This window comes from Rhodococcus sp. WS1, from assembly GCF_003797745.1.
GTDB classification, from domain to species: domain Bacteria; phylum Actinomycetota; class Actinomycetes; order Mycobacteriales; family Mycobacteriaceae; genus Rhodococcus_F; species Rhodococcus_F erythropolis.
Genome location: NZ_RKLZ01000001.1, coordinates 2471979 through 2484584 on the forward strand (window position 1 = coordinate 2471979; position 12606 = coordinate 2484584).

14 protein-coding genes are annotated in these 12606 nt (G+C 61.4%); 1 reads left to right on the plus strand and 13 read right to left on the minus strand.

Features of this window, described 5'->3' with window-relative positions:
* Nucleotides 1-54: 54 nt before the first annotated feature.
* The 7 genes from EEB12_RS11355 to EEB12_RS11385 form a co-directional block, all read right to left on the minus strand.
* Entirely contained in the window at nt 55-888 is an 834-nt protein-coding gene (locus EEB12_RS11355) for a hypothetical protein (protein ID WP_031332836.1), read from the minus strand.
* A 194-nt stretch (nt 889-1082) separates the two neighbouring features.
* Nucleotides 1083-1709, minus strand: coding sequence for a TetR/AcrR family transcriptional regulator (locus tag EEB12_RS11360; RefSeq protein ID WP_020906152.1), 627 nt, complete (start codon nt 1707-1709; stop codon nt 1083-1085).
* Between the two features lie 70 nt (nt 1710-1779).
* A complete protein-coding gene (locus tag EEB12_RS11365) occupies nt 1780-3036 on the minus strand; it encodes an NAD(P)/FAD-dependent oxidoreductase (protein WP_141487778.1) in 1257 nt (418 codons plus the stop codon).
* A complete protein-coding gene (locus EEB12_RS11370; RefSeq protein WP_007734094.1) occupies nt 3036-3227 on the minus strand; it encodes a rubredoxin in 192 nt (63 codons plus the stop codon). The genes EEB12_RS11365 and EEB12_RS11370 overlap by 1 nt, the downstream gene beginning before the upstream one ends.
* Before the next feature lie 30 nt (nt 3228-3257).
* Entirely contained in the window at nt 3258-3428 is a 171-nt protein-coding gene (locus EEB12_RS11375; RefSeq protein WP_019746900.1) for a rubredoxin, read from the minus strand.
* Nucleotides 3425-4600 carry an alkane 1-monooxygenase gene (locus tag EEB12_RS11380; protein ID WP_019746899.1) on the minus strand — a complete coding sequence of 392 codons (1176 nt, stop codon included), beginning with the start codon at nt 4598-4600 and terminating at the stop codon, nt 3425-3427. The genes EEB12_RS11375 and EEB12_RS11380 overlap by 4 nt, the downstream gene beginning before the upstream one ends.
* A gap of 171 nt (nt 4601-4771) precedes the next feature.
* Nucleotides 4772-5278 (minus strand): HIT family protein, encoded by a 507-nt coding sequence (locus EEB12_RS11385; protein WP_258537477.1) that lies wholly within the window; start codon nt 5276-5278, stop codon nt 4772-4774.
* A gap of 103 nt (nt 5279-5381) precedes the next feature.
* Here EEB12_RS11385 and EEB12_RS11390 point away from each other — a divergent pair, with 103 nt between their 5' ends.
* Nucleotides 5382-6989, plus strand: a complete 1608-nt coding sequence (locus EEB12_RS11390) for an FAD-dependent monooxygenase (protein WP_141487891.1) — start codon at nt 5382-5384, stop codon at nt 6987-6989.
* Here the strand turns inward: EEB12_RS11390 and EEB12_RS11395 are convergent.
* The 6 genes from EEB12_RS11395 to EEB12_RS11420 are packed head-to-tail and all read right to left on the minus strand — an operon-like array spanning nt 6976 to nt 12555.
* On the minus strand, nt 6976-7464 hold the full coding sequence (locus tag EEB12_RS11395) for a VOC family protein (protein ID WP_141487779.1): 489 nt from the start codon (nt 7462-7464) through the stop codon (nt 6976-6978). The two genes, EEB12_RS11390 and EEB12_RS11395, sit on opposite strands and share 14 nt — an antisense overlap.
* The gene (locus EEB12_RS11400; protein ID WP_060938440.1) at nt 7461-8213 is read right to left on the minus strand and encodes an SDR family NAD(P)-dependent oxidoreductase; all 753 of its coding nucleotides are present in this window, start codon (nt 8211-8213) and stop codon (nt 7461-7463) included. Before EEB12_RS11400 ends, EEB12_RS11395 begins: the two co-directional genes overlap by 4 nt.
* A gap of 3 nt (nt 8214-8216) precedes the next feature.
* A complete protein-coding gene (gene dmpG, locus EEB12_RS11405; RefSeq protein ID WP_020906144.1) occupies nt 8217-9260 on the minus strand; it encodes a 4-hydroxy-2-oxovalerate aldolase in 1044 nt (347 codons plus the stop codon).
* Complete coding sequence (locus tag EEB12_RS11410; protein WP_019746894.1) at nt 9257-10159, minus strand: acetaldehyde dehydrogenase (acetylating); 903 nt, start codon at nt 10157-10159, stop codon at nt 9257-9259. The genes dmpG and EEB12_RS11410 overlap by 4 nt, the downstream gene beginning before the upstream one ends.
* An 8-nt stretch (nt 10160-10167) precedes the next feature.
* Complete coding sequence (locus tag EEB12_RS11415) at nt 10168-10953, minus strand: 2-keto-4-pentenoate hydratase (RefSeq protein ID WP_134998434.1); 786 nt, start codon at nt 10951-10953, stop codon at nt 10168-10170.
* Between the two features lie 3 nt (nt 10954-10956).
* Nucleotides 10957-12555, minus strand: a complete 1599-nt coding sequence (locus EEB12_RS11420) for an FAD-binding protein (RefSeq protein ID WP_141487780.1) — start codon at nt 12553-12555, stop codon at nt 10957-10959.
* Nucleotides 12556-12606: the final 51 nt, after the last annotated feature.

The window sequence follows — 12606 nt, forward strand, 5'->3', positions numbered from 1 at the left end:
GGCCGACCCACCACGGGTCGGCCCTCGTTTTACTTTCCAGCGACTGCGCGTCCGTCAGGCAGGCGGTCGCACCTTTCGTGCGGCCACCGCGTAGACGTCGCTCGACGTGGTGAGAGAGTTCTTTCCGCTGGCCGCCGGCACTCCCCCGCGTAGATTCACCGCCCAGTTGAGCGCACCGAGCGGTCCACATCCGCTGGCTCCCGGCGCCGCAAACACAGCATCCGAATGTGGGACTGCCGGGAACACTGCACCGGGGAACTCACCGATAGGTTCCGACGGAGGGTTTCCGGTTGTGGTCAGGTGAAGGTTGATCGGATTCGAAACCGAACCGATGTAGCAATCGTCACCGAGCAACGGATTAGACAGTTTCAATCGAACAGGCATGGTGAGTTCCTGCTCGAGAACCTTCAGATCCGGGACTCCCACCGATTCCACCGTCGCGCTGATCTGAGTCAGTCCCAGCGGAGTATCGATCCCGAGAGCACCTCCGGGTACCGAAATCGGATTGGAATAGACCCCGTTGGACCCGTCCTGCTTGGCGACGAACGTCTCGATGAAACTGTTGTCCGGCTGGGTCGCGTATTTCACGCCGCCCGCAACCTTGAGACTTCCGTCCGGGATCGGCACCGAAAGCGCGCCCAATTTCATGGTCCCTCCGCGAACTACGACGCTGGCGCACGTCGTCACCTCGAGATCCTCGATCGGGCACGTGCCCCAACCGTCGAAGGTCAACGGATCAACCTCTGCCGCACCGGAGGAACCGAGCGATCCGCTGCCGGAAGACCCTGACGATGATTCGTCGGCGATTGCCACACCTGCACCGGCCATGACAAATGTTGCAACTAGCGCAACTGTCGACATCACTCGAGACTTATTGCGACTCTTCATCTTCGAAACCCTCCACCGTTGACGGAATCTGACGAGAGCCGCCCACGGGCTGCACCTCGACGCACGTCCGGCACGCTACCGAGAAGCGGGACTTGGATTCACACATATCGGCGAAACTTCCCACCAAAGAACTACGGCGATCAGTCTCGATCGAACTTCCGTCCTAGCTCGGAAACCGTATCGATCCTGTCGGCTCAGTTCGGTTCGACTGTGCCCGAACCGATGACCTGATCGAGGAACGGCCCGAACATCTCCCCCAGGTTCTCGGCGATCTGATCTGGAGTACCGAAGGACAACGTCACGTGACTGATCGCCAGACGCACTATCGTGCTGCCGAACATCTCGGCATGGATGCGGTCGACGTTCGCCCAACTGGTCATGAAGATCTCGGCCAACCTCGCGCTCGCATGTTCGAGCAGTGGAGTCCCGTCGGTGGTGACCAGGCTCAGCAGGTCATGTTGCGGACGAGGACCGACAATACTGACCACCATCGGATCCCGGGCACCGGCGTCGAAGAATGCACGGAAGGCCGCCGAGACCGCACCTCGGGGGTCCGAATGGTGCAGCGCTACTTCGCGTTCCACCTCTTCGAGGAACTCGTCGACGAAACGGATGAGGTATCCGGACGCCAACCCCTGCCGGGACGTGAACTCCTTGTACAACGTCTGCCGGCTCATACCCGCAGCTTCCGCGATATGCGCCATGGTGATGTCGTTCCACGATTTCTCGGTCAAGAGTTCGCGTGTGGCGTCGAGCGCTGACGCACGGAGGAGTTGACGAGCTGCCTCGTGGTACGGGACACGGGCACGAGCGGTGGACATATCGGGAAGATTTCCATCGCCCGTGCTCGGTGTCAAAACGGTGGACACGCAAGCCACAGAAGTCACGAACTCAGAGCACCGGTGAGGCGACAAGACCCGCCGCAAGTTCGGTCAGATCCCTGTTCGAATCGGCGAGTACGTCGGCGCTGATGTCCGGGGAGCGTTCGATAAGGGTTCGGACGGCGCGAATGTCCTTCGGCCGGCCCACGCTCACAGCACCGACGATATTTCCGTCGCGCATGCAGATCGCAGTGAAGTCATAGGAGTCCAAGTCTCCTCGAACAATCACGGTGTCGTCCGCGCCTGGCCAACCCGCTACTTGAATGTTGCGGCCGAATTGGTTCGACCAACTCCATGGGACGGATTCGAAGGGTTCTTCCTTCCCGACGATGGTCTTGGCAACTGCAACTGCGTGGTCCTGCGCAGTGTTCCAGTGCTCACCACGGTGCATGCCGCCGAGAAAACCGTTGGGCACGTTGGCCACATCGCCGATCGCGTACACATCAATGACGGAGGTCCGGAGGTATCGGTCTACCGAAATCCCGTTGTCCACCGCAATACCCGCAGCAGCAGCCATATCGGTATCGGGCAAGGATCCGATTGCGACGACGGCCAAGTCCGCAGTCCACTCACGCCCGTCACGCGCACGTGCGGTGACACCGTCGACACCTGTCGTCAGCGCCTCGAGGTCGACCCCCGTCTGCAAGGCGACGCCGGCCAAGTTGTGCAGCGCGGCGATCTTCTCCGCTATCGACGGTGGAAGCAGTCTGGACAGGGGCAGCGGTTGCGCTTCGAGAACCTGCACACTGCAACCCAAGTCGCGTGCCGTTGACGCCACCTCCGATCCGATCAAGCCACCGCCGACCACCAATAGCGAGGATCCTTCGATCAGCTGGGATTGCAAGCGTCGCATGTCTGCGATATCCCGAAGATAGTGAACGCGCTCAGAATCTTCCGCGGTCAACCGTCGGGGCCGTCCACCAGTGGCAAGAATCAGAACGTCGTAGTCGATGCTGTCCCCGTCGACTAAACATACTGTGCGGGAATCTGTGTCGATACTCGTGGAAGTCACGCCGATCCGAAGGTCGATACCCTGCTCGGTCCAGAAAGTCGGCGGTCGCAACCGAACCCGATCGATCGACGCTTTCCCGGACAGTAGTTCCTTCGACAGCGCCGGACGTCGGTACGGCTCCTCCGCTTCGGAGCCGATCAGGATGATGCTGCCGCCGAACCCTTCCTTGCGTAGGGCCTGCGCAGCACCGGAACCGGCGATGCCCGTGCCCACGATCACCACGGTCCGGGTGTCGGGTTCACTGACCGCTGTCATCAGCGGTCCACCTCCACCATTTCGAAATCGACTTTGGCAGCACCACAATCAGGGCAGGACCAGTCTTCGGGAATCTCGTCCCAGCGAGTACCCGGCTCGATACCGTCGTCGGGCCAGCCGATCGCTTCGTCGTACTCGAACCCGCACTGGAGGCAGCGGAACAATTTGTAAGCAGTGGCAGTCTCGGACATCGGTTTTCCTTTCACCGGTGGGTATTTCGATCAGGATTGCGCGACGAGGGTGAAGTCGACCTTCTCGCGGACGCCGCAGTCGGGGCAGCACCAGTCGTCCGGAATGCTCGACCACGGTGTGCCGGGCGGAAAGCCTTCTCGCGCAGCACCTGTCGAGTCGGTGTACGTGTAGTCGCAGATCGGGCAGATGTAGGCGTTCATGCGTTCACCCCGTAGGCCGCGAGGATCTTGGCGCGTTTCTTCGGCGCGATGTTGACCTGGGTGATGTCGCCTCGGTAGTGCTCGAGGACGCGGTGGTCCATCACCTTGCGCCACAGGGGTGGAACGGTGGCGAGCATGATCATGCTTGCGTAGCCGCTCGGGAGTTGAGGGGCCTCTTCCATGCTGCGAAGCGCCTGGTAACGACGTGTCGGATTCGCATGATGATCGCTGTGCCGCTGCAGGTGATAGAGAAAGACGTTGGTGCAGATGCGATCACTGTTCCAGCTGTGCGCCGGCGTGCACCGCTCGTACCGTCCGCTTGCGGTTTTCTGACGCAGGAGTCCGTAGTGCTCGAGGTAGTTGATCGCTTCGAGTAACGAGAACCCGATGAAGGCCTGGATCACGAGGTACGGCGCAATGCCGATCCCGAACACTGCAAGCGCGACACCGAACAGGACTACCGACATGAGCCAGGCGTTGAGCACGTCGTTCTTGATGCTCCAGTGTGTGGTGCCCAGACGCTCGAAACGGGTCTTCTCGAGATGCCAGGCCGACTTCAATCCCCCGCCGACGCTGCGCGGCCAGAAACCGTAGAGGGTCTCACCGAAGCGCGAGGTCGCCGGATCATCCGGAGTCGACACTCGAACATGGTGGCCACGGTTGTGCTCGAGGTAGAAGTGGCCGTAAGCGCTCTGCGCGAGAACGATTTTGGACAACCAGCGCTCGACGCTCTCCTTCTTGTGCCCGAGTTCATGGGCAGTGTTGATGCCGATTCCGGCCGTCACACCGATCGTCACTGCGAGTCCGATATTGGAGAGAACACTCAAATCCCAACGCGCCCAGATGTAGCAGGACAGGAAGAAGGCCGTGTACTGCAGCGGCAGATAGGCATAGGTGCACCACCGGTAGAAGCGGTCGTTCTCGAGTTCGTCGATCACCTCGTCGGGCGGATTCTTCCCGTCCTCACCCGCCAGAATGTCGATGACGGGAATGAGAGCAAACGCAATCAATGGGCCGGTCCACCAGAAGACATTCCATCCGGTGGCGGTAACAAGCCCCACTGCGATGAAAGTTGCCGATGACGGAATCAGCGCCAACAGCCACAAGTAGCGTTTCCGGTCTCTCCAAGTTGCGAGCCGACCATCTGGCTCGGTGTACACCAACGCCGCCATCGAATTCTCCAGTTCTCGTTCGGATCAGTGAGTGCGTCCTGCGCGGCAACCCGCGACACGAACAACATCTATGTATAGAGAGTGGACAAATTATGGTGTTTTGTCAACGAATTTCAAGGTAAAACTTTTACAAATATGCCGATTTGTACATCACTAGGATATGGCGGCAGATCAGCGTTCAAGGAATCGAGGGCGCAAAAGTGCGCCGAAAGGCGCTCGCGCCTCAGGCGGAACGTAGGCCGCCTCGCCATGCCGGGAATACAGGTGGTCGTCCTCGTAGCGCGGAAATACGTGGACGTGGTGGTGCCAGACGTCCTGGTTGCCCGCCGGTTCGTTGTGCTGCCTGGTCGAGACACCGTCACAGCCGTATTCTTCACGAATTGCAACAGCCACAGCCTGAACCAGGTCGAACACCGAGTGCCCGACGCTCGTGGGCAAAGTGTAGAGATTCTCGAAGTGTTCGATCGGTGACACAAGTACGTGGCCGGGGTTGTCCGGCCACCACTTCGGGGAAATCCGAGCAATTACATTGTCGGTTCGGGCGACGAGGTCGGTCGACGCGTTGCACACGTCGAACTCACCGAGCGCGTAGCGACAGAACGGGCAGCGGTACCCCGGCGGCTCATGATGCAACTCGTCTGCCCTCACCTCGCGATCTTCCCACGATCTTCGATCCATGCAGGAAACCCCCAAAATGTCCGATTTGGGTCAATTTCCCCAAAACAAAAGTTCGCTTACCCATACTGAAATGACCGACTGTCCCCGACGTGAGTGGGTCCTCATGGATACCGACGTATTGGTAGCGGGCGCCGGCCCGATCGGTTTGACCACCGCGATCGAGCTGCGCAGACGCGGCATCTCCTGTCGAATAGTCGACCCCCTCGACGAACCGCGGCAATACGCGAAAGCCGTCGGGATTCAGCCACGCACTCTCGAACTTTTCGAGAACATGGGGGTGCTCCGCCAGGCACTCGACGCCTCGACACTGATGCGCGGTCAGATCATGTACACGAACGGCGTCGAGGTCGGCCGCGTCGACCTCACCCTCCCCGAGGATGTTCCTTACTGGTTTCTCTGCCTCCCCCAATACTCGACGGAGCGCATCCTCACCGAGCGCCTCGCCGAGCTGGGGACAACCGTTGAACGCGGAGTCGGTCTCACCGCATTCGAACAATCCGACGGCGCCGTCACCTGCACACTCAGCGACGGCAGCACCGTGAATGTCCAGTATCTGGTGGGTTCCGACGGCGCTCACAGCGTGGTCCGCAAAGGGCTTGGCCTGAGCTTCGAGGGCGGCGCGTTTGCGGAAAGCTACATGCTCGGTGACGTCGAAGTCGACTGGTCGATCCCCAGCGGCTACTCCGTCCGCGCCAACCACACCACCGACGACGGAACCACCGACGACCTACTCGTCTGCATCCCACTTCCCGGACACAAGCGGTACCGCATGTCGATGCTCGTTCCGGACGATTTGATGCCGGACGAATCGTCGAACAAAGCCTCTGTACAACACGGTTTTTCAACCGGCAAGACACCTGAACTCCATCACATCCAGGCTGTGCTCGACAGACTGTCCCCAGAACCGACAACCGCCTCGATGCTGCGATGGTCCTCGGTCTTCCGCATCAGCCACCGCATCGTCGACGCTTACGGTCGCGGACGGGTTTTTGTCGCCGGCGACGCCGCGCACATCCATCCCCCGACTGGAGCGCAGGGCATGAACACCGGCATCCAGGACGCCCACAATCTCGCATGGAAGGTAGCGCTCGCCGTGAAAGGCGTTGCAACAACAGATCTTCTCGGGACCTACGATGCCGAAAGACGTCCGGTCGGTGAAGAAGTCGTCGGGATGACCGTCCGAAATGCTCGAGAAGGAATCGGTTCGGGAGAGTCTTCCATCGACACGGCAATGCGGCGCCAGGCTCAATTGTTGATCGACTACTCGGAGAGTCCGCTGAACACCGGGCGTGATTCTTCGAGTCCACACGTTCAACCGGGCGAGCGTGCACCCGATGCACGCGGAATGCGCCGAGACGGTGTGCAGTATCCAATTCGGTTGTTCGACTTGCTGTCCGGAGTCGACCACACGTTACTGCTGACTTCGGACGGATCCGCAGAGAGCATCAACAGCCTCGAGAAGGTCGCCGACGCCGCCATTCGATCAGCGCACGGCATGTTGGACGTCTACGCGATAGTGCCACCGGGAACCGTGACCGTCGATTCGTTGGTGCCGATCATCGAGGACAACGACTCGCAGCTATGCGCCGCGTATGGGGTCGAAGGTACGGCGGCGCTGGTCATTCGCCCCGACGGCTACCTCGGATTCCGTGGTCACCCGGAGAACGTTTCCGACTACTTCGCAAAAGTGTTTGCCGTCAATCAGGAATGAGCGAAGCGAACATCAACCGGATCTCGGGTGAGAGCTTCATCAACTCGACGTATCCACCCAATGGCCCGGCATCGAGGTAGGAGAACTCCATGCCGGCGCCCTCTACCCGACCTTGTTGCGCCACCGACATTCCGCGACGCTCGGCCTCGAGCAACGTCGCCTCGTAATCGTCTGGAACCCAAGCCATGTGATGAACTCCGACGCCGTGAGTCTCCAGGAATTCCGTGTACAGGTTGCGTCCGGATACAGGTTGGATCAGCTCGAGCTGTTGGCTGCCCGCATATCCGATCGACACGTGCACGACATAGTCCGCGGGCTCCCCGCGATACGTTGTGGTCTCGGGGCCAAAGACGATGCCTGGCATACGCAGCCACCGCTCCACTCCCCACTGCCGAGTGAACTCCTGTTCGGCAGCCTCGATGTCCTCGACCACCCAGCAGATCTGGAAGATCGGTCCCGAAACCAACGGGTTCATGCCATTTTTCCGTTGTCGACCGAGTAGACGGCCCCGTGTATCGCCGAGGCGTCGTCGGAGGCCACGAAAGCCACCATCTTCGCAACGTCCTCGGCTTCCATCAAGCCACGCGGCGACGCAACCTTCATGACGAGATCGAAGTCGACTCCGTCGGGGAAGGTGAATCCGGTGACTTGAGGAGTCATCATGCCGCCGGGGCAGATTGCGTTGACACGCAGAGATTTTCCGGTGAACTCCATCGCCATCGCTCGGGTCAGTCCAATGAGTCCGTGCTTGGCAGCGCAGTATCCAGCCGAGTACGCCTGCCCTTCCAGCCCCGCGATCGAGGAGACGTTGACGATGTTGCCGCCCCGTTCCAGCAAGTGCGGCAGTGCTGCTCGGGAAAGGAAGAACGGTCCGTTCAGATTGACCGCAAGGTCATGTGCCCATTCGGAATCCGCAATATCCGCCGTATGACGAAGCGAGTGCGATCCCGCCACGTTGACGAGGATGTCGATACCACCGAGCGCGTCGACACACGCTTGCACGGCCACATCACACTGAGCAGAATCCGAGACGTCCGTCGCCGCGTAACGACGCTCACCGTCCGCGCCGACCACCTCGACCATCGACTGCCGCAGCTTCTCCTTGTCGCGGGCGATACCGAAAACCTGTGCGCCCCTGCTGTGGAGTATCTCGGTGACGGCGCGCCCCAGCCCTGAGGACGCGCCGGTCACCAAGGCCACTTTTCCGGCCAGTACGTCTGCCATGGGCTAGGAAGCCGCTGCTTCGCGCTGGAGTTCCAGCGCGATGTCGATCAACTGATCTTCCTGTCCGCCGACCAACTTGCGCTTGCCTGCGCGCACCAACAGTTCCGCGGACGACACTCCGTACCGCTCGGCCTGACGCTCGGCATGCTTGAGGAAGCTCGAGTACACGCCGGCGTAGCCCATCATCAGCGCTTGACGATCGAGCAGGCATTCCTGCGGCATTGCCGGGCGCACAACATCTTCGGCTGCATCGGCGATGGCGAAGAAGTCGATACCGGTCTTGACGCCGATCTTGTCGCAAACACCGACGAAGGCCTCGACCGGGGCGTTGCCGGCGCCGGCACCGAACCGACGGGTACTACCGTCGATCTGCTTGGCTCCCGCACGAACTGCCGCAATGGAATTGGCGACGCCCAGGCCCAGGTTCTCGTGGCCGTGGAAGCCGACCTGAGCGTCATTGCCGAGTTCCTGAACCAGCGCCTCGACGCGATCGGATACCTGCTCGAGTACCAGCGCGCCGGCCGAGTCGACCACGTACACACACTGGCAACCCGCGTCGGCCATGATGCGAGCCTGCTTGGCCAGCTTCTCCGGCGGAATCGAGTGAGCCATCATGAGGAATCCGACTGTTTCGAGTCCGCGCTCACGCGCGAGGCCGAAATGCTGGATGGATACGTCGGCCTCGGTGCAGTGAGTTGCGATGCGGCAGATGGACGCACCGTTGTCCTGCGCGATGACGATGTCGTCCTTGATGCCCAACCCGGGCAGCATCAGGAAGGCGATCTTCGCGTTGGTCGCCGTCTCGACTGCAGCTTTGATCAGTTCCTGCTCGGGAGTCTTCGAGAAGCCGTAGTTGAAGGAGGACCCGCCGAGGCCGTCGCCGTGAGTGACCTCGATGACCGGCACTCCGGCTCCGTCGAGCGCACCGACGATGGCTCGTACTTCTTCGACGGTGAACTGATGACGCTTGTGGTGGGAGCCGTCGCGCAGTGACGTGTCGGTGACGCGGATGTCCCAGCTCGAATCGAAATGAATCATGTCGCTCATGCCTTCACACTCAGAAGCTTCTGGGCGATTTCCTCGCCCACCTTGGTGGCTGCTGCCGTCATGATGTCGAGGTTGCCCGCGTACGGCGGCAGGAAATCGCCTGCGCCTTCGACCTCGACGAACGTGGTGACCGTTGCATAGCCACCGGAAACGACGCTCGGTTTGTCGAACTGCGGTTCGTTGAGCAACCGGTAGCCGGGCACGTACTGCTGGATGTCCTTGACGACGCGGTGAATGGAGTCGGTGATCGCGGCCTGATCGGCGTCTTCGGGGATAGCGCAGAAGATTGTGTCGCGCATGATCATCGGCGGGTCCGCGGGGTTGAGGATGATGATCGCCTTGCCGCGCTGTGCGCCGCCGATGGTCTCGATACCGCGGCTGGTGGTCTTGGTGAACTCGTCGATGTTCGCGCGAGTTCCCGGGCCGGCGGACAACGATGCAACGGAGGCGACGATCTCGGCGTACGCCACGTCGACGACACGCGATACCGCGTAGACGATCGGAATGGTTGCCTGCCCACCGCAGGTGATCATGTTGACGTTGGGTGCGTCCAGGTGTTCACGCAGGTTCGCGGGCGGAACCACAGCCGGGCCGACCGCGGCCGGAGTCAGGTCGATGGCACGGATACCGGCGGCCTCGTAGCGTGGTGCTGCCTCGCGGTGCACGTATGCCGACGTCGCCTCGAAGACCAGGTCCGGTTTCTCCGCCTGGTTCAGCAACCAGTCGACGCCCTCGGCGGAGGTCTCGAGTCCCATCTTGCGGGCGCGCGCCAATCCTTCACTCTCGGGATCGATTCCGATCATCCATCGCGGTTCGAGCCACTCGGAACGCTGCAGTTTGTACAACAGATCGGTACTGATGTTTCCCGATCCGACGATCGCCACACTTGCCTTGGTCATGACTACTCCTACGTGAACTGAAGAGAGACGGAACCGAGGCCGCTGAACTCGGCTCGGAAGTTGTCGCCTGGATGAGCGTCGATCGCTCGCGTGCACGAACCCGGCAGAACGATGTCGCCGGCCTTGAGCCGAACTCCGAACGTGTCGACCTTCTGCGCCAACCACGCGACAGCGGTGACCGGGTTACCGAGAACCGCATCGCTGCGCCCCTCCGCAATCCGCTCGCCGTTGCAGGTCAGCACCGCATCGATCGCCTTGATGTCGACGTCCGACGGGCGAACTCGTTCTTTGCCGAGAATGAACCCGGCGGAGGACGCGTTGTCCGCGATAGTGTCCGAGAGGCCGATCTTCCAGTCCTTGATCCGGCTGTCGATCAACTCGATGGACGGCGCATAGGCGACAGTGGCGTCGATGACGTCTTGTTCGGTGCACCCGGCGCCCGGCAGATCTGCTCCCAGAATGAAGGCGACCTCCACCTCGACGCGTGGGAAGCAGAAGCGCGACGTGTCGACCGGACGGTCCTCGAACTCTTCCATCTCGGCGAGCAGGTGACCGTAATCTGGCTCGTCGACGCCCATCATCTGCTGCATCGCCAGTGACGAGAGCCCGACCTTGTGTCCGACCACCTTTGCGCCACCGGCAACACGACGCCTGATGTTGATGAGCTGGATCTCGTAGGCGTCGACGACGTCGATGTCCGGATACGTGGCGATCAGCGGGCTGATCGGAGCGCGATCCCGTTCCGCCGAATCAAGATGGTCGGCAAGTTCGCCGCGGATCTGCGTCGAGAGCATCGTTCAGGCCTTTCCGACTGTGGAGAATGCGGCTGCATGCTGACCGGCTCGTCGTCCGGAGAACACGCAGTCGGCGAGCGACAAGCCGCTCACATACGAGTTGGAACAGATACCGACGGCGGTACGGCCGGCGGCATACAGGCCAGGGATACCCTCCCCGGCCTCGTTTTTCACCATGCCGGACGATTCGTCGACCACCAATCCACCGAGCGTGAGCATCGGGCACGGATTCATCATGTTGGGCTTGATCGAGACGTCGTACATCGTGAACGGCGCAGACAGTATCGGCCTGACGAAGTCCGACGGTTTGCCCATCGGATCAGGTTGTCCGGCAGAGGCAGCGGAGTTGTGCGCGTCGACGGTGACTTGAAGGCCGGCGACGTCTATCCCCGCTTTACGGGCGACCTCGGCAATGGTGTTGCCACGCACTGCGGTACGCATCATGCCGGTGGTCTGTACCCGCTGGAACCACATCGACTGGTCACCGATCTGCGATTTCGCTTCGCGAACGAGTTCGGAATCTGCCAGCAGCCAACCGATTCCGTTGCTCTTCTCTGCCATCGCCTGACCGAGAGCGGCACCGTAACGTGACTCGTCGACGATTCGCGCACCGGACTCACCCACCAGGATAGAACCGAGAAAAGCACTCGGCGGGACGATGAATCGCCAGGCGGAAACATTGCCGAGCTTGTCGGTGGCTCCCCCGGCTTCGATACCGAGGTTGATGCCTTTGCCGTCGTCCCCGGAGGTGCCGAGCGGGATACCGCCCTTGTAGGCGGGGGCATGGGTGCGCATCATCTCGCGATTGGACACGAAGCCGCCGGCGCTGAGGATCACGCCGCCGCGCGCCTGGATGCGAATCCGCTTGGCGTGCTTCTTCTCGATCTTCGCGATGAGTGCGTCGAGAATCGTGCGCAACTGCGGTGCGTAGACGCCGGGCTTGGAGGACAGGGACCCGAGCGTCGCGTGACGCCGACGAACTCCGGCAGGTGCGTCACGAAGAGTCAGTACTTCGACGCCGATCACCCGGCCGTCCTCGATGATCAGCCGGTCCGCTCTCGTCTGGCCGAGCAACTGGACGCCCTTGGCCTCCGCGGACTTCGCGAGCGGGCCGTAGAGCATCTTTCCCGACGTGCCACGCCCCTTGGCGCGATGGCCGCGAGGAGCAGGTTTTGCGATGTCACGGAACCCGCCGGCAGATTCGCTACCCGAGAAGTAGAGGTAGTGCTTGTTGCTCGGGTACGACGTCTTGTACGGACAGAGTGAGGCCTCGAACGGCACACCGTGACTGCGCAGCCAGTCGATCGACGCCGGGCTCTCGTCGACGAACCGGCGCAGGGTCTGCGGCGTCACCGCGTCACCGACCTCGCGGTTCAGGTAGGCGAGCATGGCTTCGGGACTGTCCTCGACACCGGCTTCCTTTTGAATCACGGTGCCGCCGCCGGCGTAGTAGATTCCTCCGGAAATCGTGCTGGCCCCACCACCGAGTGCTCGGTCGATTGCCAAAACCGACGAACCGGCCGCTACCGCTTCGAGCGCCGCACTGGCGCCCGCCACACCGAACCCGACCACAAGGACGTCAACCGAAGTATCCCAGGTCACACCGCACCATCCTCAATCTCACTGCAACGTGTTTCGTTATCAATGACAACG

What these genes read in the sequence shown, in the direction of transcription:
- EEB12_RS11355 (WP_031332836.1), bottom strand. Translation starts at nt 888, where the DNA reads ATGAAGAGTCGCAATAAGTCTCGAGTGATGTCGACAGTTGCGCTAGTT.
- EEB12_RS11360 (WP_020906152.1), bottom strand. Translation starts at nt 1,709, where the DNA reads ATGTCCACCGCTCGTGCCCGTGTCCCGTACCACGAGGCAGCTCGTCAA.
- EEB12_RS11365 (WP_141487778.1), bottom strand. Translation starts at nt 3,036, where the DNA reads ATGACAGCGGTCAGTGAACCCGACACCCGGACCGTGGTGATCGTGGGC.
- EEB12_RS11370 (WP_007734094.1), bottom strand. Translation starts at nt 3,227, where the DNA reads ATGTCCGAGACTGCCACTGCTTACAAATTGTTCCGCTGCCTCCAGTGC.
- EEB12_RS11375 (WP_019746900.1), bottom strand. Translation starts at nt 3,428, where the DNA reads ATGAACGCCTACATCTGCCCGATCTGCGACTACACGTACACCGACTCG.
- EEB12_RS11380 (WP_019746899.1), bottom strand. Translation starts at nt 4,600, where the DNA reads ATGGCGGCGTTGGTGTACACCGAGCCAGATGGTCGGCTCGCAACTTGG.
- EEB12_RS11385 (WP_258537477.1), bottom strand. Translation starts at nt 5,278, where the DNA reads ATGGATCGAAGATCGTGGGAAGATCGCGAGGTGAGGGCAGACGAGTTG.
- EEB12_RS11390 (WP_141487891.1), top strand. Translation starts at nt 5,382, where the DNA reads ATGGATACCGACGTATTGGTAGCGGGCGCCGGCCCGATCGGTTTGACC.
- EEB12_RS11395 (WP_141487779.1), bottom strand. Translation starts at nt 7,464, where the DNA reads ATGAACCCGTTGGTTTCGGGACCGATCTTCCAGATCTGCTGGGTGGTC.
- EEB12_RS11400 (WP_060938440.1), bottom strand. Translation starts at nt 8,213, where the DNA reads ATGGCAGACGTACTGGCCGGAAAAGTGGCCTTGGTGACCGGCGCGTCC.
- dmpG (WP_020906144.1), bottom strand. Translation starts at nt 9,260, where the DNA reads ATGAGCGACATGATTCATTTCGATTCGAGCTGGGACATCCGCGTCACC.
- EEB12_RS11410 (WP_019746894.1), bottom strand. Translation starts at nt 10,159, where the DNA reads ATGACCAAGGCAAGTGTGGCGATCGTCGGATCGGGAAACATCAGTACC.
- EEB12_RS11415 (WP_134998434.1), bottom strand. Translation starts at nt 10,953, where the DNA reads ATGCTCTCGACGCAGATCCGCGGCGAACTTGCCGACCATCTTGATTCG.